This is a genomic window from Tritonibacter litoralis, from assembly GCF_009496005.1.
Taxonomy (GTDB): Bacteria; Pseudomonadota; Alphaproteobacteria; order Rhodobacterales; family Rhodobacteraceae; genus Epibacterium; species Epibacterium litoralis.
Genome location: NZ_WIBF01000020.1, coordinates 18,538 through 38,637 on the forward strand (window position 1 = coordinate 18,538; position 20,100 = coordinate 38,637).

19 protein-coding genes and 1 pseudogene are annotated in these 20,100 nt (G+C 56.9%); 11 read left to right on the forward strand and 9 right to left on the reverse strand.

The window, feature by feature from the left end; genetic code table 11:
• A complete protein-coding gene (locus tag GFB49_RS19660) occupies positions 1-525 on the forward strand; it encodes a peroxiredoxin (protein ID WP_153217825.1) in 525 nt (174 codons plus the stop codon).
• Positions 526-584: 59 nt separating this feature from the next.
• On the opposite strand, the gene rraA is transcribed toward GFB49_RS19660, so the two are convergent.
• From rraA to GFB49_RS19675, 3 genes are read right to left on the reverse strand one after another with little or no spacing between them, the layout of a single operon-like run.
• Complete coding sequence (gene rraA, locus GFB49_RS19665; RefSeq protein WP_153217826.1) at positions 585-1,091, reverse strand: ribonuclease E activity regulator RraA; 507 nt, start codon at positions 1,089-1,091, stop codon at positions 585-587.
• Positions 1,084-2,262 (reverse strand): PrpF domain-containing protein, encoded by a 1,179-nt coding sequence (locus GFB49_RS19670; protein WP_153217828.1) that lies wholly within the window; start codon positions 2,260-2,262, stop codon positions 1,084-1,086. The genes rraA and GFB49_RS19670 overlap by 8 nt, the downstream gene beginning before the upstream one ends.
• Entirely contained in the window at positions 2,228-3,595 is a 1,368-nt protein-coding gene (locus GFB49_RS19675; protein ID WP_153217830.1) for a CoA transferase, read from the reverse strand. Before GFB49_RS19675 ends, GFB49_RS19670 begins: the two co-directional genes overlap by 35 nt.
• Positions 3,596-3,650: 55 nt before the next feature.
• Between GFB49_RS19675 and GFB49_RS19680 the strand changes: the two genes are divergently transcribed.
• Positions 3,651-4,796 carry a citrate synthase gene (locus GFB49_RS19680; RefSeq protein ID WP_194269425.1) on the forward strand — a complete coding sequence of 382 codons (1,146 nt, stop codon included), beginning with the start codon at positions 3,651-3,653 and terminating at the stop codon, positions 4,794-4,796.
• A 237-nt stretch (positions 4,797-5,033) separates the two neighbouring features.
• Here GFB49_RS19680 and GFB49_RS19685 read toward each other — a convergent pair whose 3' ends face one another.
• Positions 5,034-5,438 (reverse strand): hypothetical protein, encoded by a 405-nt coding sequence (locus GFB49_RS19685; RefSeq protein WP_153217834.1) that lies wholly within the window; start codon positions 5,436-5,438, stop codon positions 5,034-5,036.
• A gap of 39 nt (positions 5,439-5,477) precedes the next feature.
• Between GFB49_RS19685 and GFB49_RS19690 the strand changes: the two genes are divergently transcribed.
• The 3 genes from GFB49_RS19690 (at position 5,478) to GFB49_RS19700 (ending at position 9,085) form a co-directional block, all read left to right on the forward strand.
• Complete coding sequence (locus GFB49_RS19690) at positions 5,478-6,272, forward strand: alpha/beta fold hydrolase (RefSeq protein ID WP_153217836.1); 795 nt, start codon at positions 5,478-5,480, stop codon at positions 6,270-6,272.
• Positions 6,273-6,500: 228 nt separating this feature from the next.
• On the forward strand, positions 6,501-7,994 hold the full coding sequence (locus GFB49_RS19695) for a helix-turn-helix domain-containing protein (RefSeq protein ID WP_153217838.1): 1,494 nt from the start codon (positions 6,501-6,503) through the stop codon (positions 7,992-7,994).
• Between the two features lie 56 nt (positions 7,995-8,050).
• A complete protein-coding gene (locus GFB49_RS19700; protein ID WP_153217840.1) occupies positions 8,051-9,085 on the forward strand; it encodes an alpha/beta fold hydrolase in 1,035 nt (344 codons plus the stop codon).
• Positions 9,086-9,170: 85 nt separating this feature from the next.
• On the opposite strand, the pseudogene GFB49_RS21130 reads toward GFB49_RS19700, so the two are convergent.
• Positions 9,171-9,293, reverse strand: a pseudogene (locus GFB49_RS21130) (IS3 family transposase); the annotation flags it as partial.
• Between the two features lie 266 nt (positions 9,294-9,559).
• Between GFB49_RS21130 and GFB49_RS19705 the strand changes: the two are divergent.
• Entirely contained in the window at positions 9,560-9,907 is a 348-nt protein-coding gene (locus tag GFB49_RS19705) for a 6,7-dimethyl-8-ribityllumazine synthase (RefSeq protein WP_343032650.1), read from the forward strand.
• Here GFB49_RS19705 and GFB49_RS19710 read toward each other — a convergent pair.
• From GFB49_RS19710 to GFB49_RS19725, 4 genes are read right to left on the reverse strand one after another with little or no spacing between them, the layout of a single operon-like run.
• Positions 9,885-10,862 (reverse strand): sugar-binding transcriptional regulator, encoded by a 978-nt coding sequence (locus GFB49_RS19710; RefSeq protein ID WP_153217843.1) that lies wholly within the window; start codon positions 10,860-10,862, stop codon positions 9,885-9,887. The genes GFB49_RS19705 and GFB49_RS19710 overlap by 23 nt on opposite strands.
• A 39-nt stretch (positions 10,863-10,901) precedes the next feature.
• Positions 10,902-12,365: an FGGY family carbohydrate kinase gene (locus tag GFB49_RS19715; RefSeq protein ID WP_153217845.1), complete on the reverse strand. Its 1,464-nt coding sequence runs from the start codon at positions 12,363-12,365 to the stop codon at positions 10,902-10,904.
• Between the two features lie 4 nt (positions 12,366-12,369).
• Entirely contained in the window at positions 12,370-13,329 is a 960-nt protein-coding gene (locus GFB49_RS19720) for a transketolase family protein (RefSeq protein WP_194269426.1), read from the reverse strand.
• Complete coding sequence (locus GFB49_RS19725; protein ID WP_153217847.1) at positions 13,326-14,147, reverse strand: transketolase; 822 nt, start codon at positions 14,145-14,147, stop codon at positions 13,326-13,328. Before GFB49_RS19725 ends, GFB49_RS19720 begins: the two co-directional genes overlap by 4 nt.
• A 178-nt stretch (positions 14,148-14,325) precedes the next feature.
• On the opposite strand from GFB49_RS19725, the gene GFB49_RS19730 reads away from it, so the two are divergent.
• The 5 genes from GFB49_RS19730 to GFB49_RS19750 all read left to right on the forward strand — a co-directional run bounded on the left by GFB49_RS19730 (position 14,326) and on the right by GFB49_RS19750 (position 19,530).
• Entirely contained in the window at positions 14,326-15,309 is a 984-nt protein-coding gene (locus GFB49_RS19730) for an ABC transporter permease (RefSeq protein WP_153217848.1), read from the forward strand.
• A 106-nt stretch (positions 15,310-15,415) separates the two neighbouring features.
• Complete coding sequence (locus GFB49_RS19735) at positions 15,416-16,369, forward strand: substrate-binding domain-containing protein (protein WP_153217851.1); 954 nt, start codon at positions 15,416-15,418, stop codon at positions 16,367-16,369.
• Between the two features lie 23 nt (positions 16,370-16,392).
• Positions 16,393-17,886, forward strand: a complete 1,494-nt coding sequence (locus tag GFB49_RS19740) for a sugar ABC transporter ATP-binding protein (protein WP_153217853.1) — start codon at positions 16,393-16,395, stop codon at positions 17,884-17,886.
• Between the two features lie 32 nt (positions 17,887-17,918).
• On the forward strand, positions 17,919-18,704 hold the full coding sequence (locus GFB49_RS19745) for an SDR family NAD(P)-dependent oxidoreductase (RefSeq protein WP_153217855.1): 786 nt from the start codon (positions 17,919-17,921) through the stop codon (positions 18,702-18,704).
• A gap of 34 nt (positions 18,705-18,738) precedes the next feature.
• Positions 18,739-19,530 carry an SDR family oxidoreductase gene (locus GFB49_RS19750; RefSeq protein ID WP_153217857.1) on the forward strand — a complete coding sequence of 264 codons (792 nt, stop codon included), beginning with the start codon at positions 18,739-18,741 and terminating at the stop codon, positions 19,528-19,530.
• Positions 19,531-20,100 lie beyond the last annotated feature (570 nt).

The window sequence follows — 20,100 nt, forward strand, 5'->3', positions numbered from 1 at the left end:
ATGCCCGCAAAGACCTTGCCCCAAGTTACTTTTCACACCCGTGTCCGAGTAGCAGCTGGAATAGAGGCTAACCCTTTTGCGTGGAAAGATCTGACAACCGACGACATTTTCGCTGGGCGAAGGATCATATTGGTCGCGGTACCTGGAGCATTCACGCCAGCTTGCTCAAACAGCCATCTACCAGGCTACGAACGTGACTTTGTGAAGTATCGCGAACTCGGAGTGGATGCCGTATACTGTACTGCAGTGAACGATGCCTTTGTCATGTTCCAGTGGGCCAAATCGCTGAAAGTGGATCAGGTTCAAATGCTCCCTGATGGCAATGCAGACTTCGCCGCAAAGATGGGTATGTGCGTAAGGCGGGACGCACAAGGCATGGGAGACCGCAGTTGGCGGTACTCCCTTTACGCCGACGACGGAAAGATCATGGCACTATTTAGCGAACCTGGTTTCAAGGACAACCCCGATGGTGTGCCAGTGAGCATTTCCAGCTCGGAGAACATGCTCCGTTTCTTGACCAACTGAGACGTGGCCAAGCCTGTGCGGCAGGGTCCGTGAGAATTGCAGATCGGAACGGTTCTCAGTCATAGGAGGATCTTGCCTAAGGGCGAATGCAAGGGCACCTCTCCGATCAGGACGCCATCTTGATCGCAGTAAATATACTGTCCCGGTCGAAAAAGCACGTTTCCAAACGAAACCGGGACATCGATGGCGCCGATCCCCGCCTTTGCGCTGCGAATAGGCGTGACACCCAATGCTTTGATGCCAATATCGATACCGCGCAACTCGGCGCTATCACGAACAACGCCATTTATGACGATACCGGCCCAGTTGTTTTGCCTCAGGATTTCGGCATTCACGTCCCCCAACATTGCAGTCCGCGTGGAACCGCCCCCATCCAGCACGATCACAGCGCCATCCCCCGGCGTTCTGAGCAGTTGCTGCGCCAGTTTGGTGTCCTCCATCGTCACGACTGTTCTAATCGGGCCTGAAAATGACAGGCGTCCTCCGAAATTCTGAAAGGGCAATGTGCAGACCGACAGTTGGTCGGTATGGGCATCGTGCAGGTCGGTAGTCAGTATGTCATTCATGATGAGAGTCCAATAGGTGTGCAGGAATGGGTACTTGCCCGATCATCAGACAACGCTGCGTCCTGTAGCAGGTTACAGAATGTATCTCGGGTGTGGCGCTTTTGGTGTTGAAGTCGACCGAGACGGGCAAAATGCCTGAAGGATGTCCAATCCTGACGTGTCGTGTATTCACCAACGGCGCGACGGTACCTTGCATTACACAGGAGGTTGCCAAACACATACCGGCCGTCAATGTAACCGCGCGGTGCACGCGCCCCATGGAAGCCATCCGGACCGAAACATCATAGTCGGCACGCCCGTGTGTTGTATGGTCGAGAGACTGGAATTCGGCTGCGGGTGCCACCATGGCGACCTTTGGGTTTGCTGCAGCGGTTTCCGCAGTGTTCGCCGCTAGGCCCATGGCCACGGCACCTACTTGCCGGATGGTCTCTAGCTTCTCCATCAAAACGGCATCAGCCTCGAGCGCATCGGGATGTTCGTACCCCGTCATTCCAAGATCTGCCGCCCGGACAAAAACAACCGGGTTGGTGACATCCACCAAAGACGCTGGAAGTGTTTCGCCAGAGGGCAACGCCAGATTGTTCATCTCTTGATGGGTCGGCAGCAAATGCCCCGTACGCGCGCCGGCTGGATTCAAAAAGGTCAAGGCCACCTCTGCGCCAGTTCCCGAAACACCAGCAATCGCCGCGTTGCCACATTCGACCACCTGTCCGTTCGTCAGTTTGAAATTGGCGCGAAAAAGCTTGTCTGTGTTCGTGTTGCGAATGGTCAGGTTCGCGGGCCCGTCGGGCAGCCCAATAATTCCGGACGACACCGCGAAGGGGCCAATCGCCGAAGCGATGTTTCCGCACATTGCGCCATAGTCTGCCAATGGTTGCTCCACCGCGATTTGCACGAAGGTGTAGTCCAGATCGACGCCTGGCAAGCTGGACTTGGCGACGACAGCGACTTTGGAAAGCGAGGATACTCCGCCCCCCATGCCGTCCAACTGGCGGCCAAAGGCATCGGGCGATCCCATGATGTGGCAAAAAATAGCGTCCCAGCGGGCTTGGTCTCTTGGCAGGTCATCGTGGTTAAATAAGACGGCTTTCGACGTGCCGCCACGATAGAACGATGCCGGTATAGATGTCCTCATATCATTCCTCGACTTTAGGGCGCCAGGCGGGCACATCAGAGCGCAAGTGGTGGGCGGGCCTGTCCCAACCTGAATCAATTCCGGCGATCATGTAGGCCGGGCGCAACCGGCGAACAGGTCCCCAATCCGTCTGCTCAAGATCCTCCTGGTAGCGTCTATGCTGTGTGGCCTCGAATGGGGCGCATTGCGTCGCCCTGTCGCCACGGTGATCCAGAAGCAGCTTCGCCTGACGCGCCAGAGACAACCGTGCGGACAGGGTTTTGCCGTGTTCCCGCTGATAGCGCAGCGCATGCAAGGCTGTGGCGGCCATCAAATATCCGGTCGCGTGATCAAGCACTTGGTAGGGCAAGGCCACAACACCGTTGTCGCGTACTTCTGCAAGGCCGGTGCTGCGCTGAACAAGGCTGTCGAAGCCACGACGATTGGTCCAGGGTCCGGTCCAGCCGTATGCGTTCAGACAAACCGTGATCAGACCCGGGTTCAGGGCGCGACAGGCGTCGACACCGAACCCCAGTTTTTCCAACGCATCCGCGCGATAGCCGTGAACTAAGACATCAGCGGTTTGAATCAATCTGCGAAAAGTGGCGCGGTCTTGTTTGTCGCGCAAATCCAAACCCGCGCAGGTTTTACCAACCGTCATTTCGATGGCATTGCCGTCTTCGTTCCAATCTGGCGGGTCGATACGCAGGACATCCGCGCCCAGCGACGCCAGAAAACGTGTGGCGACGGGCCCCGCCAGAACACGTGTCGCGTCAAGCACCCGCAACCCTGACATTGGCCTTTGAGAAGACGTCAGATTCCACCGGCACGGGTGCGACGGCGCTTCATCCCAAGCAACAATCGGCTCCAAACTCAGCGCCCGACCCTGTGGGTGCGTGTGCCACGCGCGGGTCAGTCGCAGTTGGGCGGCACAGCCGCCGGCCTCGACGATCGCGGCTTCAAGGCTTTCACTGTCCCAGCGTGTGATTTCACGTTCTACTTCATCAGGCGTCGTCGGCCTGCCAAGAACCGAGAGGGCGGCATCCCGGTGGTGTTCGGCATTTGTGTGAAGCCTGATCCAGCCATTTTCTGTCCTGTAGTCCCTTGAAAAGCGGTCCCACTGGGGCTGCATCGACCAATTCGCCGGTTGGACGCTGCCCTTGCACCAGTGATCAATTGCTGCCGCATCCACCGTGGCGTCTGGAATATGTCCCAGCTCCGATGCGCAGAGGCTCTGCAGCGCTGACACAGCTGCGGATGCGGATGCGATGGCAAGTGTGCTGACGGGGATGTCAGAGGTATAGCCTCCAATCCCGATGATCCTGGGCGCAGGACGTGTCTGTCCTGTGCTGTCGAACCTGCGTAAATCTGCTTCGATCGTGTTGAACAAACAGTATCTCCTTAATGCTGTCTGTGCATAGTGCAATCTTGAATTCGGAAAAATCTTGATCAATACAATCAATATGAAAAAACAGCCAAAGCCTTCTCTCAAACCATCGGAGCTGGTCTCTGCCAAAGAGGCCTGTGCCACAGCCGGGATATCTGCCGCGACGCTCTATGCATATGTAAGCCGGGGGCTGGTTCGCACCTATCCGGACCCGGACGATGCCCGGCGCAGCCGCTATGACGCGCACGACGTTGACGCACTTGTCGCACGCAAGAAGCGGCCTCGAACACGGTCAGAGATCGCGCGCTCAACGATAGAGTGGGGCGAGCCCATCTTGCGATCTGCGGTGTCGCAAATCCGCGACGGGAGGCTGTATTATCGCAAACGGGATGCAACAACGCTTGCGGGGACGGAAAGCTTTGAAACCGTCACGTCGTTGTTGACCGGTACGGGTCTGGATTTCGACCGGAGCAGCGCGCATCCGACCCATACGCCCAGTAGCCACCCCCTGGACACGATCATGATGGCTCTGGTAAAAGAGGCTGCTAAAACGTCGGGACGGGATGGTCCGCGCCGCGGCGCAAGGCTTATCAATCAGGTCATCGCTGCGGGTTCAGGCGTTGCCGCACGTAAGGATGAGCCTGTTCACACGCAGGTCGCGCGCGGCCTTGGGGCCAAACCTTCCGAACAGGATATCATTCGCAGAGCCTTGATTCTGTGTGCCGACCACGAGTTAAATCCGTCGTGCTACGCCGCTCGTGTCGCGGCATCGACCGGCGCCAATCTGGCCGCGTCACTTCTGGCCGGAATCGCAGCATTCTCCGGGCCGCGGCATGGGCGTATGCCAGACCTGTGTGCCGCGTGGCTCGACAGCCCGGATGAACCCAGGCTGAAAACGCCTGAACAATCCGTGCCGCCGGGTTTTGAGCACCGGCTTTACCCACAGGGCGATATCCGTGCCTTGGACCTGCTGAAAGAATGCCCGGCCCCTGAGGACTGGCAAAAGAAAGCAGACATGGTCCTGCAGCAGACAGGCGCGCACCCCAATGTCACCTTCGCTTTGGCTTGTATGGAGCGGAGACTGAATCTATCAAAGGGCGCGTCCTGCGCCCTGTTTGCAATTGGGCGGTCTGTCGGATGGGTGGCGCATGTTCTGGAACAGCGAAAAGTCGGCCCAAAAATCAGACCTCGCGCATTCATCTGAATGGATAACAACCAAAAGTCTATAGCAACTAAAGTTCTCAAGATGTCTGATCCGCCCATTCCTGGCTCGTTTTGGAAAGAGCATTCACGATCTTGACCAGCTTTCTGGCAATGACTGCGATATCAACTTTGTGCGGTTCGCCTGCTTCGCGACGCCAATATGCGAATGTCCTCAGAGCAGGATTGTGTTGGCTGGCGACGAGAGCTGCTTTGGGCCGATCACGTCATGGTCAGCCCATCACCCACCCAACAGCTCCTCAATGAAATCCTCTTTGCCGTAGAGCGTCGCCTCACATTCCTGCGGCACCGCCGCTTCCCATTCGAGCGTTTCTGGTTCAGGTTGTCCGTGCTCAGCCTCCAACGCAATCACACTAATCGTACGCGCTTCGCGGCGTTGCGAACGTGGACTTTCACTGAATTGTTCCGTTCCCTTGACTTGGTGTTTTGCCGGAAAGGAGATGACCCAGCCCCTTGGCCTTTGAACGAAAGGTTGCATAGTGAGCCCAAGGATCGAAACGTAATCGCCAATAGTCCAGTGATCGCCCCGCGTGCTTTCTAACCCGGGCACGCACTTAGCTTTTCCTGCGTTGATCCTGAGGTTCAAAACGTCCGAGCCGCTTGGCTCGGGCGTTTCGCCCATCATCTACGTGTATGAGTGCGGTGCAAACCGGAGGAAACATAGATGAAAACTCACCTGGCGATAGCTGCGATTGTTTTTGGCCTGGCAGGCTGTGATGGCGCGGGTGGTTCCGATCCCGGAGCATCAAGCGGGCCCACAGTCGTTTTCGAAGCAGGCCTCGGCGATGGTTCTGAAAGCTGGGCTGCTCTGCGTGCGCAACTGCCAGAAAACATCTCCCACTTTGCATGGAGTCGCGCAGGATATGGCGGTCTAGGATTGGCAGATTTGCGGGTTTGGCCTGGCGATCTCGACGGACGTCGAACTGGCCGTGAAGTCGCAGAACAACTTGATGCAACTTTGCGCGGCAAAGGTCTGAGACCTCCCTATATCCTTGTTGGCCATTCGGTTGGCGGCACATATACGCTCGCGTATGCGAAGGCCTTTCCCGAGAAGGTCGCGGGGCTTGTGCTTGTTGATGCGCGTTTACCAGACTTCACTGCGCGCTGCCAAGCTTTGGCATTGAAGGGTTGCAAACCTCCAGTCGCTCTTATGGCCTTGATGGGGCGCGCCGAAATTCTAGAGTTGAGGGGAATGCCCAAGACAGAAGCCACTCTACGCGATCTGTCTTTTTTGGAGCGCATCCCCGTCACCGTCATGTCTGCGGGACGCGGCGGCTTTGGTGTTAGCGACGCTTTCCAGCGGGCTTGGATCAACTATGCAGAAGAGTTTGCTGATCGGCTCCCGCGGGGCACTCACATACATGTCCCGGAAAGCGGTCATTATATCCATCAAAGGCAGCCTGATCGGGTTATCAAAGAGATCTTATCACTTTTCCCATCGCAGTTGCCCCAAGGATGACGAGCAAGATCAACCGCGCATGAGGCCAGTGGCTATCTGAGCCCCTTAACATTAAATGCGCGAGCGGTGAAAGCTTTAGTTGCTGTGACGAAATCGCCAGAAAGCCGGTCCAGCAGATGTCTTCCCGGTCCCGCACCCTACCATCGAACATGCGCTTATATGTAACTGGGTGAGGCGTAAAGACAAAGCAGCACGGTTCTTTTTTAAGCGCTTGGCGTTGCAAAAGAGATGATTAACCGTTTGGGCGTAAACGCGCTCGCACATTCAACGCGATGCACCGGCCTGTGCGCGGTGATGTTGTGCAATTTGGGCACTGGATTACAGTTCGACTGCGCCTCGACCGCCCTCGGCGTGTTCAACACCAAGCTTCGAACTCCCAGCGCCTATGCAGCAGGTCAGGCGCATTGGTTGGCGACCTTACCGCGCGACGGCAATAAGAAATGCGGTCTCTTACAAAACTCGGGGCAACGAATTCATTGGGCCGATCCCCCCCGCTTTCTGCGCTGTCGTTTTTCTCTGGGAATAACCCTTGGTCTGGCGGTGCAGAGGATCGCACTCCGCAGAGTAAATGTGTTAGCCGGGGCGAAAGCTAGAAGGACGCCAATGCACGCGCTTAATGGATTTGAGATGGGATTGGCCACGATGGCCGGGTTCGCGCTCTTTTGGCGGACCATTGGCCATCCCGAACGTCGACCACTCCTCTTGCCGCTGGTCGTGTTTCAATTTGGGCTGCTGAGCCTTGGACTATTGGATTCGGCGCCGCCCGGAGTGGAGCTGACGCTGACTTTGGCGTTGAGCGTGTTTCTCCCAATGCTCCTGCAACTCCACATGAACGTTCTGACGAACCGAAAGCTCGCGAAGCGCACATGGCTTTGGATCAGCGCAGCCGTGTTGCCCCTTCCGTTCCTTCTGCAACCACGCGTCCGGCAGGACATGATCTTGCAGGGCGAGCTGCCGGGGAATGCGGCGGGGATTTTGGTAGCTTTTTGCATAAGTCTCTTTGCGCTGATCGCCTTGCTTGCGAGCGTTGTCCTGACAATTTCTGTGATGCTCAGGTGGTTTGGCCACCGACGTTTGCTCCGACAAATCTACACGCAGCCAGCAAGGGGAGAGCGGGTCGTGACATTCTCTTTGATCATGATCCCTGTTGGCGTTCTGGTCGCTTATCTATTGTCTTTGGTCGCAGGGATTATGGGGCTTGATGTGGACGATGGGTGGCTTGAGCGCGCTATGATCTCCTTCGCTTGCATTGGTTTTGCAGCGCACGGCATGACCATAGAGAGGCTGCCAAGCTGGGCAATGGATCTGGTGCAAGACATTCCGGAGCAGCCCCAAAGGCCCGCCTATGAGCGCTCGGGCCTCGGTGTTCAAGACCTTGATGCGATACTAATCCGTCTTGATAGCGCTATGGCGCAGGGCCAGCTTTGGCTTGACCCGATGTTGACGCTTAAGGATTTGGCCGAAGCTGTCGGAGTGAAACCAAGCTATCTGAGCCAGGCGCTTAATCAGCAACGCAAGGTGACGTTCTACGACTATGTCAACGCCCACAGGATCGAAGATGCCTCTGCGCGCTTGATCGCCAGCAATGATACAATTCTCGACATCTGCTTTGCGGTTGGGTTCAATGCCAAATCCACATTCAATGCGGCATTTCGAAAGCACAAAGGGGAGACGCCGAGCGCCTGGCGAAAACGTCAAACCGCGACCGAGCCGAATAGATAGGTCGTTTACGCGTTGTTCTGTTGGCACTCTCAGGAGGATTTTCCAAGGAGCCCGCCGTGAACAAGCTTGTCTTTGCCATTCTTACCCTTTGTCTGTTCGCTTGCGCAGGCCCGAAACCCCAAAATCCAACTGATCGCTGCTACGAGGTGCGTGAGATCACATTCATGTCGCAAGATGGCATAGCTCTGGCCGGGGAGTTAACTGTCCCGTTTGGGCCAGGGCCGCATCCAGCTATGGTTCTTCTTGCCGGGACAGGACGCCATGACCGCGACGAAAGCTCGGTTGGCCATCGGCCATTTCTTGTCTTATCGGATGCGCTCGCGCGCGCTGGTATAGCGGCTATGCGCTACGACAAAAGAGGGGTGGGCAAGAGCCACGGAAACTACAGAGAAACGGGCTTTCTCGGCTTTACCCGTGACGGGGCGTCCGCCCTCGATTGGCTGGCAAGGCAGCCCCGCATTGACCCGGACAGGTTGGGCTTTGTCGGTCATTCCGAAGGGGGGATGAGCGCACTGATCGCCGCAGTAGACTTCACAGTGGCCGACGTGCAGGCGTTGGCCTTGCTGGCAGCGCCCGTGGTACCAACAGAGACAGCAATAAGACGTCAGTCGCGTGACCTTGCCGCTGCGGCGGGTGAGACTGATGCAGAAATCACTGCGATGGACATTGCTTTGACGAGGGTGTTTGACGCGCTTGAGGCTGCGCCCGCACCACAGGACGCGCGCGCAAGTGTAAAAGCGGCCGTTAGTGACCTGCCATGGCTATACCGATATTCTCTTACACGATTTTGGGGAACCAAGTGGGGATGGGAGATTGCTCGATATGAACCTGAAAAATATTTAGGCGCATTCTCAGGGCCAGTGATGGCTCTTTACGGAACCAATGACCTATTGGTCGATCATGATCTGAACGCATCGGCGGCAGCCCGACTTTTGCATCATTCTGGTAGCCAGGTCATCACATTAGAAGGCCTAAACCATTTTCTACAGCCGAGTAAATCCGGTGCGCCTTCTGAGTATCGCCACATAGAGACGACAATCGCGCCGGAGGTCCTCGAGCACTTGGTCACCTTCCTGAAGAAGCAGCTCTGATTAAGTGTGGTTTCCCCGTTTTTGATGCAGTGGCTACGGGTACGAACTGGACCTGTCACGGTTTGATACCGCTCCGATTACTCAGTTACGCGGCCTTTCTTTCGAAAGCCAATGGGCTTTTCCAGCCGAGTGCTGAATGCCTACGTCGTGGATTGTAGAACCAGTTGATTTATTCGAAGATGGCCATCTCGGCGTCGCGTCGGGTTTGTCCGCATACCGGCGGTGATAGCCCGCGAGCGCCATACTTCGGGATGGTTCAGCAGATTCGGGTGGAGCGCGGGAGGCGACGGTCATAACCCAGATGGAAGAGAATGAAGTGCGCGAGCAAAACCGGCGTGTTGCTTCAGTTCGCTGTAGGACACCGTCATTTGGAATGGATTTAGAGCAATGACAAAATCCCCAACATTCACGCTTATCGAGGCACGATGGCACGCTGAGATCGTTGCTTAAGCACATGCCGGATTTGAGCAGCGCATGGGAGAAATCGACACGGATGGAGCGATCGGCAGCTATGATGTGCCGGGTGTGTTCGAGATGCCGTTCTTGGCGCAAAGGCTGGCTGAAACGGGCCGGTATGATGCTGTCATATGCGCAGCACTGGTCGTTGATAGCGGTATTTACCGGCATTATTTTGTGGCGCAGACGGTGGTTAGCGGATTGATGGAGGCCGGTCTAAAAACAGGTGTGCTAGTTATGCCTGTTTCTTTAACCCCACTTCTATTCCAGCTGACCCCAGAGTATCAGACCTTCTTCCACGCGCATTTCATCAAAATGGGAAGTCAGACCGCTGCCGAGTTGTTTAGGTTGCAGGCGGTGCGGTAGGATTGGTGCGGATCAGGCGCTCAGCGGTGAACTTGTCAGTGATCAAAAGGTCGATGATCCCGGTCTTCAACGCACCTCTGATTGCTTCGGTCTTGGCCTTTCCGCCCGCCAAGGCCATTACTCTGTCCACCGCACTCAACTCCTCCAGTGTTGTGCCGATCACTCTGTCGTCGAGCGGGTTTGTTACATAGGCTCCCTTGGCGTCAAAGAACCGAAGGCTCATATCGCCGACCGCGCCCGACGCCGTCAGATCGGCCAACTCACGAGGAGAGAAAACATTTCCGCTTCGCGCCAGCATGCCTGAAGGCTCAACAGCGCCGATCCCCACAATTGCGAGTGTGATCCGGGAGAAAAGGTCCATCGTTTCGCGTACGAAAGTGTCGCCCAGCAGAACCAGCTTGGCTTCGCGCGACTGCGCGACGCCGGGCGCGCTGAGTACGTGGGGCTCTGCGCCAGTGAGCTTTGCCAACCTCGTCACCAATTGGTTGGCATGCATCTGTACAGTAGGATTGCCCATGCCGCCGAGCATCTGCACGACATATTTCGCCTTGCCAGATTTCATCGGATGGATGTTCTGAACCATCTGGGAGATGGTCTCGGACCAGCTAGATACGCCAATGATTTCGTCAGTCTGAAGGGTCGCTTCGACAAAATGGGCCGCGGCCTCGCCGATCCGGGCCATGATGGCACCGTCCCGGTCTTCGGTGCATTCCACAACGATGGCCTCGGACAGGCCGAACTGTTGCCGTAGCCCGGCTTCAAGGTCTGCATATGTGCCGGACGGCGAAACGACGGTCGTGCGGACGATCTCTTCGGCCTGCGCTTTCTTGAGCATACGTGAAACGGTGGCCTGAGAAATCCGCAGATGCTTTGCGATGTCTCCCTGCCGCTGACCTTCAACGTGATACATTTGCGCCACGCGCGCGATCAGACGAAGTTCATTTACACGGGCCATCGAATGTCCTGGCTTGCCAAATTCTTGAATATTTATTCACTATATCGACGCAACGGTGCGAGCAATGGCTTTTCGCCAAATGTCCAGCCGGTCTTTCCGCGCGCTTGCCTCCAGAGCAGGGAAAATCGCGGAACCATGGTGAGCAAGACGCCTGACCTCATCGAGGTCTTGCCAAAATCCGGTGGCCAGCCCGGCAAGATGCGCGGCCCCAAGAGCTGAGACCTCGGCATTTCGACACGGGGTGACACTGTGATCCAGGCAATCCGCGACCATTTGCATGAGGAACGCGTTCTGGCTGGGGCCGCCGTCGACGGAAAGCTGCCCGATGCCCTTGGCCGCATCCGCCATAATCGCAAAGACGTCGTGCACCTGGAGCGCGATGCTCTCGGCGGCGGCGCGGGCGATATGGGCCGGCTCCGAACCGAAGGAAAGCCCCGTTATCAATCCGCGGGCCTCAGAATTCCAATATGGCGAGCCAAGGCCCACATGGGCAGGCACAAGCGCGATCCCGTTTGTGTCAGGGACAGTCTGGGCCAGATCTAACAGGCTCTCTACATCGGCCAGGCCCAGCAGAGCCGCGGTCCAAGGCAGGATGGAGGCGCTGACCAGGATATTACCTTCAAAAGCATAGGTGGATTTGCCGCCGATCGACCAGGCGATGGTGGTGGTTATACCGGGCGGCGGTGCGATGAACTCTGTGAGTGTCGTCATCACCGACGATCCGGTACCAAATGTTATCTTTCCATCACCCGGACCAAACGCCCCATGGCCAAACAGCGCAGCGTGAGAATCGCCAATCGCTGCAGCGATCGGTATGCCGTCTGGAACGGCGCGGGCGCCTTTTGTTTCTGCGAAAACATGTGAGCTGTCGTGCACCTCTGGCAGCATCGACCGGTCGACCTCAAAGATTTTGCAGAGTTCGTCGTCCCAACAGCCTTCGTCGATATTAAAGAGCTGCGTGCGCGCGGCATTCGACCGGTCAGTCGCGTGGATCCGGCCGTCAGAGAGTTTCCAGATCAGCCAGCTGTCGACCGTGCCGATGCAGATATCCGCTCCACCCCTGCCGTGGTTCGACAGGAGCCAGGCGATCTTAGTCGGGGGGAACAACGGATCCAGTGGCAGACCGGTGCGAGCGATAACCTCCTGCTCGTGCCCGGCAGCTTTCAGGGTGTTACAGACGTTGGCGGTCCTACGACATTGCCATGTAATCACCGGGCCAAGGGGCGCGCCGGTCTGGCGGTCCCAGATCAGGATCGACTCGCGCTGGTTTGAAATGCCCAAAGCGATGACCTGGACATCCAGCGCGGACGCCATACAGGCGGCGATGGCCTCCTGCGTCGCACCCCAGATCTTGTCGGCGTCCTGCTGGACCCAGCCTGACTGTGGATGCTCGATCGGAACAGGCGCAGAGCCGCTGGCGATGATTTCGCCCGTCTGCGAGACAAAAGTGGCCTTTGCGTTTGTTGTGCCTTCGTCGATCGCCAAAATGACCTGCCGCGGCATGCGCCTATCCTTTTCGCTCTATCAGGGCCCGGGCACTTTCTGCCATTGCCTCAGGCGACATTCCATAATCATCCAACAAGGTATTGGCTGATGCGGTATGAGCAAAGACGCCGGGCACACCAAGCCGCGTCATGGGAACCGGTGCCTGATCGACGACCACTTCGGCAACCGCGCTTCCGAGCCCGCCAAAGGTGGTATGTTCTTCACAGGTCAGGATCGCCCCGGTGTCCTTTGCGGCGCTGACGATGGCGGTTTCGTCTATGGGCCGGACGCTTGCCATGTTCAAAACACGGGCGTTGATCCCGTCCTTTTCAAGCAAAGCTGCAGCCATTAAGGCCCGGTGGGTCAAAACGCCATTGGCAATGAGAGTCAGATCGTTGCCTTCGCGCAGCAGATTGGCTTTGCCGAGCTCAAAGACGTGTTCTTCCGGCAGCAGATCCGGCACTCCGACCCGGCTTAGACGCAGGAAACACCCGCCAGTGGTGGCAGCAGCCCATTTGATCACTGCCGCGGTCTCATTTCGATCGGCGGGAGCCACTACAGGCACGTTGGGCAAAGCCCGAATCCATGCAAAATCTTCGATTGAGTGATGAGTCGGCCCAAGCTCGCCATAGGCCATACCAGAGGAGATCCCGACCAGCTTCACATTGGTCTCGGAATAGGCAACGTCTGCCTTGATCTGTTCCAGCGCACGGCCTGTCAGGAATGGCGATGCGGCGCAGACAAACGGGATTTTTCCCCCATTGGCCAGGCCGGCACCGACACCAACCATGTTCTGTTCGGCAATACCGACATTAATCAGCCTCTCGGGAAACTTATCACGGAAACCGCCCAGTTTGGACGAACCGACAGAATCATTGCACACCGCGACGATGTCGGTGTTTTTGCTACCAAGAGCTTCGAGAACCGAGGTAAAGGCATCCCGGCAATCGTGCAGTTTTGCGCCTTCAAACGGGTTGATCATGCCATTGCCCCCTCAAGTTCGGCCATGGCCTGTTTGTATTGCTCTTCATTTGGCACTTTGTGGTGCCAGGCGACATTATCGGACATAAAGGAAATGCCGTGGCCCTTGTTGGTATGCGCCACGATACATTTCGGTTTTCCATGCGTGATGCTTTCCGCAGAGAGCGCGGTGCAGATCTGATCCATGTCATGGCCATCTATCTCTTGCACGGCCCAACCAAAAGCCTCGAGCTTCGGCGCCAGTGGCGCCAGGTTGTTGGTCTCAGCAAGGCGTGCGCCCTGTTGAAGACGGTTGTGGTCGATAATCAGGGTCAGGTTATCCAGTTTGAACTGTGCGGCTGCCATGATGGCCTCCCAATTGGAGCCTTCCTGCATTTCGCCGTCCCCGGTAATCACGAAGGTGCGCCAGCTCTCACCGTTGAGCTGAGCGGCCTTTGCCATGCCAACGCCAACTGGCAATCCATGCCCCAAGGGTCCCGTATTCGTCTCTACACCGGGCACTTTCATACGATTCGGGTGCCCGTTTAGGCGGGAGTTATGCTGAAGAAAGGTGGAAATCTCTTCGGTCGGGATAAACCCTTTTTCGGCCAGCACCACATATAGCGCGAGGGCCGTGTGTCCTTTGCTGAGCACGAGGCGGTCGCGTAGCGGCGCCGATGGGTTCTGCGGCTCTACCTGCATGATCTTGAAATACAGTGCGGTCAGAAGGTCCGTCACGGACATCTCACCGCCGATATGGCCCGCACCTGCTTCAAAAACAGCCTGAAGGTCACGCCGTCGGATCTTGTTTGCCAGTTCGCTTAGGTTTTCTGGGGTCATGTTCGCACCCTTTGCATAATTATTCTCTAATATATAAACATACATTTTGGCAATTCGTCAAGTACGAGAGCAATGTTCGGCAATTCCTGTTTCGCGCGTTTTCGATAGTTGACACAGTAAAGTTTCTGGGGTTAGTATTTTTCATCATAAGTGCATATTTATGCACCGGGAGGGAAGAATGACTGAAACGGGTGCCAACTTTCAACAGGGTGGTCGCAAGCATACCGAATGGTTTTCGCTGGGGAGCGCGACCGGACCGCTCATTGGACTTATTCTGCTTTGTGGGTTCCTGACATTTGCAACCGATTCCTTCTTTTCCCTGCGGAACTTCCTGAACATACTGGATCAGGTCACCGTGATCGGGATCATCGCGGTGGGCATGACCTTTGTCATTCTCACAGGCGGGATTGACCTCTCTGTGGGCTCCGTTCTGGCACTGGCGATGATGGTCTTGGGCTATCTCAATGTGGAAGCGGGATTGCCCATGGGTGCAGCGATTCCATTGGCCATTGCCGCTGCCGCAATTTCTGGTTTCATATCAGGCCTGATGATTACGATCTTCAAAGTGCCGCCTTTCATCGCGACACTTGCGATGATGTCGATTGCGCGCGGATTGGCCAGCATGATCACCAACGGCTCGCAGATCATCGGCTTCCCGGCATGGTTCAACATGGGCGCAATCATCCGCTACGGCGGCCTGATTACAATGACAGTCGCCGTCATGTTCGTCGTTTTTGCTATCGCCTGGCTATTCCAAAGTTACCGCCAGGGCGGGCGTGCGGTCTATGCAGTCGGCGGCAATCCAGAGGTCGCTCGGCTGGCGGGCATCAACGTCAATCGTGTCACGGTGCTTGTTTATACTGCCTGCGCCGCGCTGTCCGGCCTGGCCGGTGTGCTTCTGGCTGCGCGCCTCGATGCGGTACAGCCAACCATCGGGATCTCCTATGAACTGGACGCTATCGCGGCTGTGGTCATCGGGGGCACCAGCCTCTCGGGAGGAACAGGAGGCATCGGCGGCACGATCATTGGAGTTTTGATCATTGGGGTGCTGCGCAACGGGCTGAACCTACTCAGCGTGTCACCCTTCCTACAGGCCGTGATCATCGGATTGGTGATCGTGATGGCAGTAGCCGCTGAAACGTTCAAACAGCGCAAGGCGTAGAATTTGGCAGCGGAGGGGGCCGCTGCCTTGACCAAAGACCCGAGCGCAAGGTCGGGTTCCAAAGCCCGGCAAGATCGGGCCAATACGACCAAGGAGGAGACACCACATGACAAAGACACTCAAGGCCCTACTGGCCGCCACCGCACTTGCCGGAATGCTGCCTGTGGCAGCCGCAGCAGACGACCATGCCGGAATCGGGATCGCAAAGATCGGCCTTGCCGTACCGAACCTGCAGGCTGATTTCTTCAACCAGATCAAGCTTGGCGTGGAAAACTACGCCACATCTCTTGGCATCGAAGTGATCACCGTTGACGCAAAAGGCGACACAGCTACTCAGGTCAGCCAGGTCCAGGATCTGATGACCCAGGGCATCGACGCCTTCATCTACATTCCGGCTGGTGCGGCTGCGGCCGCTGTGCCGACCCGGCTGGCGCGTGCCGAAGGCATACCGGTCATCAATGTGGACCGCGAGCCCGATGGTGAGCCTGGCGATACTGTGATCTACGGCGAGAACGTCATATCCTCCTACGAGGTCTGCTCTTCGATCATCGAGCGCGCAGGCGGAACAGGCAAGATGGTGATTATCCACGGTCAAAAAGGAACAACGCCTGAGGTTCAGCGCTTTGAAGGCTGCAAGATGGCCATCGACGAAAACCCCGGTGTGGAATTGGTGGCGCAACAGTGGACGCAAATGTGGTCCCCCGACGAAGGCTTCTCGATCGGGCAAAACATGTTGCAGGCCCACCCCGATATCAAGATGATCTTTGGTCAGGCCGACGCTATCGCGATGGGCGCCGCCAAAGCCGTCGAAGCAGCGGATCTCGCAGATCAGATCGTGGTTGGAGGCTATGACGGCGACGTTGCCGCCCTTGAATCACTGGCGCGCTGCGACACCCCCTTTGTAGTGACTGCAACGCAAAGCACGCAGGCGATGGGTGTTCTGGCGGTGAACTCGGCGATTGCTGTCGCCAAGGGCGCATCTGTGCCTGCGCGCCAGATCCCGAATGCTGTGCTGACCGATTGCGAAAACGCATCCGTCTTTGTCGAGAAGCACCCGTAAGGCTAAAGGCAAAGGGCAGCGCAATGACCAATACCGATACATTTCCGATCCTGACGCTAAAGAACATCTACAAGTCCTTTGGGCCGATAGAGGTGCTTCACGGTGTGGATCTAGAGGTGCGACCCGGTGAGGTCGTTGCGCTGCTCGGCGAAAACGGCGCCGGAAAATCAACGCTGTCAAATATCATCTCCGGCACGATCCTCCCTACCTCCGGAGAGATGACGTGGCAGGGCGCGCCCTATGCGCCCGCCACTCCCCGCGAGGCCATGGACGCCGGAGTCGGCATGATCCACCAAGAGCTGCTCTTGCTGCCGCATCTCTCCATCGCTGAGAATATCTTTGTCGGACGTTACCCGATGCGCCACGGCCGGGTTGACCGTCGCGAGATGGAGCGGCGCGCGACACATGGCCTGCAACGCCTCGGCCTGAATGTATCGCCGCGCCGTCTGGTTCAGGGGCTTTCGACGGCCAACCAGCAGTTGATCGAAATCGCCAAAGCCTTGACACTGAATGCGCGGCTTCTGATCCTGGATGAACCGACCGCCGCGCTTGGTGGCGAAGAAACCAAACTGCTTTTTGAACAGATCGAGCGGCTAAAGGCCGATGGCGTCGGGATCATCTACATCTCGCACCGTTTGGAGGAAATCAAACAGATCGCGGATCGCATCGTCGTTATGCGCGATGGCGAGAAGGTGCAGCAGTTCGATACCGCTGACGTGCCGGTGCGCAGCATTGTCGAGGCGATGGTCGGCCGAAATATGGACCAGATGTTTCCCGCGCTCGCGAAGCCTGCGGCGGAGACCATGCTGGAAGTACGAGATCTAAGCTCTGCATTGGGGCATTTCAGCAACGTGAACTTTTCCGTCCGCCGCGGCGAGATCTTTGGGATCGCCGGGCTTGTTGGAGCAGGCCGGACCGAGTTGGTGCGTGCGATTGCCGGCGCTGATCCAATTGCAGAAGGCTCTGTCCTCCTGGATGGAGAAGAGATCACGCCGCGCACGCCTCGGGCCGCAATCGACAACGGCATCGTGCTCGTCCCCGAGGACCGCAAGTTGCAGGGGGTGGTCCTGAGCCACTCCATCGAAGACAACATCGCCTACTCAAACTTCGAAGCGGTCTCCAAAGCGGGCTGGATAAACAAGCACCGCGTACGCAGGTTCGCCAATGAGAATATTGCCAAATTCGGTGTGAAGGGCCGGAGCAATCAAAATGCCAGCGAGATGTCCGGCGGCAACCAGCAGAAGGTTGTGATTGCCAAATGGCTCGCGCGCAACCCCCGCGTGGTGCTGCTCGATGAGCCGACACGTGGGATTGACGTCGGGGCACGGTCCTCGATCTATGAAATCATCCACGGTCTGGCAGCTGAAGGCGTCGCCGTAATCGTCGTCAGCTCTGATCTCGAAGAGGTCCTTGGCGTGTCCAACCGCATTCTGGTTATGGCCGCAGGGCGTCAGACCGGCATTCTGGACCACACCGAAGCCAATGATGTCTCGGTCATGGAACTCGCAACGGCCTAAGCAGATTGGCCTAAGCAGACAAGGAAAATCATATGAACCGTTTCAAAGGGAAGACAGTGGTTATCACTGGCGGCAATCGCGGCATCGGCTATGCGGTGGCAGAACGTTTTGCCTCAGAAGGCGCAAATCTCGTTATTGCCTCTATCGAGCCGCAGGTCGAAGAGGCCGCTGCGGAGCTTCGCAACTCCGGGGCGGAAGCCATCGGCGTGATCTGCGACGTCACCAGGTCTGAAGCCGTAAAAACACTCTATGACCGTGCGGAAGAAGCCTTTGGCGGCGTCGACATTTCGATGCAAAACGCCGGGATCATCACCATCCGTAAAGTCGAGGACCTGACCGAGAACGACTGGGATGCCACCATGGCGGTGAACACAAAAGGCGTGTTTCTGTGCTGCCAGGAGGCCATTACTCGGATGCGCAAGTCCGGCAAAGGCGGGCGGCTTATCAATACTGCCTCGGGTCAGGCGCGTGACGGGTTCATCTTTACGCCTCATTATGCGGCCTCCAAGATGGGAGTTGTCGGCATTACTCAAAGCCTCGCCAAGGAGGTCGCGCTGGAAAAGATCACCGTGAATGCGATTTGCCCGGGCATCATTTTCAGCGACATGTGGGATTATAACGACAAAATCTGGGGCGAGATGCTTGGCGATTATGCGCCGGGCGAGCTGATGAAAGACTGGGTCGAGAACAAGATCCCGATGAAGCGCGCCGGCACCGGCAAGGACGTGGCAGGGCTGGTTGCTTTCCTGGCCAGCGAGGACGCGGATTATATTACCGGCCAGACCATCAACGTGGACGGTGGGCTGATCATGTCCTGACCGGGTTGGTCAACAACATAAGGTGAATGAGACCATGCAAGAAATGACGCTGAACGCCCCGGCCCTGTTCAACCTTTCGGGCCGTGTCGCTCTGGTCACCGGTGCTGGCAGCGGTATTGGCCAACGCATTGCCATAGGGCTTGCCGAATGCGGTGCAGATGTTGCGCTGCTCGACCGGCGTACCGACGATGGGCTTTCGCAAACCGCAGACTGCATAGCAAAGGCCGGACGCAAATGCATTCAGATCGCTTCGGACGTAACCTCTGGTGAAGCGCTGGCCGAGGCGGTCAAGCAAACCGAAGCGGAACTTGGCCCGCTCCGGCTGGCGCTGAATGCAGCTGGCATTGCCAACGCCAATCCTTGCGAAGACATGGAAGAAGACCAGTATCAGACCCTTATGGACATCAACATGAAAGGCGTCTGGCTGTCTTGTCAGGCTGAAGCGCGGGCGATGCTTGCCCATGGGCAAGGCGGTTCCATCGTCAACATCGCCTCAATGTCGGGTGTCATTGTAAACCGCGGGCTGACCCAAGTGCATTACAACGCCTCCAAAGCGGGCGTGATCCATATGTCCAAATCGATGGCAATGGAGTGGGTGGACCGGGGTATCCGCGTGAATTCCATTAGCCCAGGCTATACAGCAACTCCGATGAACACCCGCCCCGAAATGGTCCATCAAACCAAAGAGTTCGAAAGCCAGACCCCAATGCAGCGGATGGCCAGCGTTGACGAAATGGTCGGCCCTGCGGTCTTCCTGTTGTCGGACGCGGCGTCCTATTGCACTGGCGTGGACCTGCTGGTCGATGGAGGCTTCTGCTGCTGGTAACGCACGAAGGATCAGGAGTTTAAAAGGCTGCAGTCAGCTTCTCGCAGTTCAGCGAAACAAGTGTAATTGCTTGCTCAATGCGCGCAAATCAGCGAGAGATAAGAAGCTTGCTGTTGGTCGGATGCTTGCGTACCCTGACGGACCGAAAGTCGGCAATGTGCGAGTTCGACGAAGCCTGAAGTTCGTGCTTAAAGCGAATGGCCACAAATCGGTCTACAACCGGAGAGTCTTGATCGGTCGGCAAATAGCTTGAATGGGCCGTTCGTCTAGACCGTATACAGACCGAGAGCTTATATTACCGCAAAACGGAGAACGGCAGTAAAGAGCCCTCGGTCGAAGCCGCGGCTCAGATATTTCCGCTGTCATTTTTGAACGTCTGCTCTTGCTGAAGCAAACTGGAAATATCACTCATCAATCGAAACCTTTTTTGGAGGTCGAACCAGCATTTGTCGCAAACAGAGAGTTCAGCTTATGTGGCCAAAGAGGCAAGTTTTGGAACTGTCGCGGTTTGATGCCGCTCCTTTGATAGCATTTATTGCAGAAAAGGAGACGAACTATGGGACTGAAACG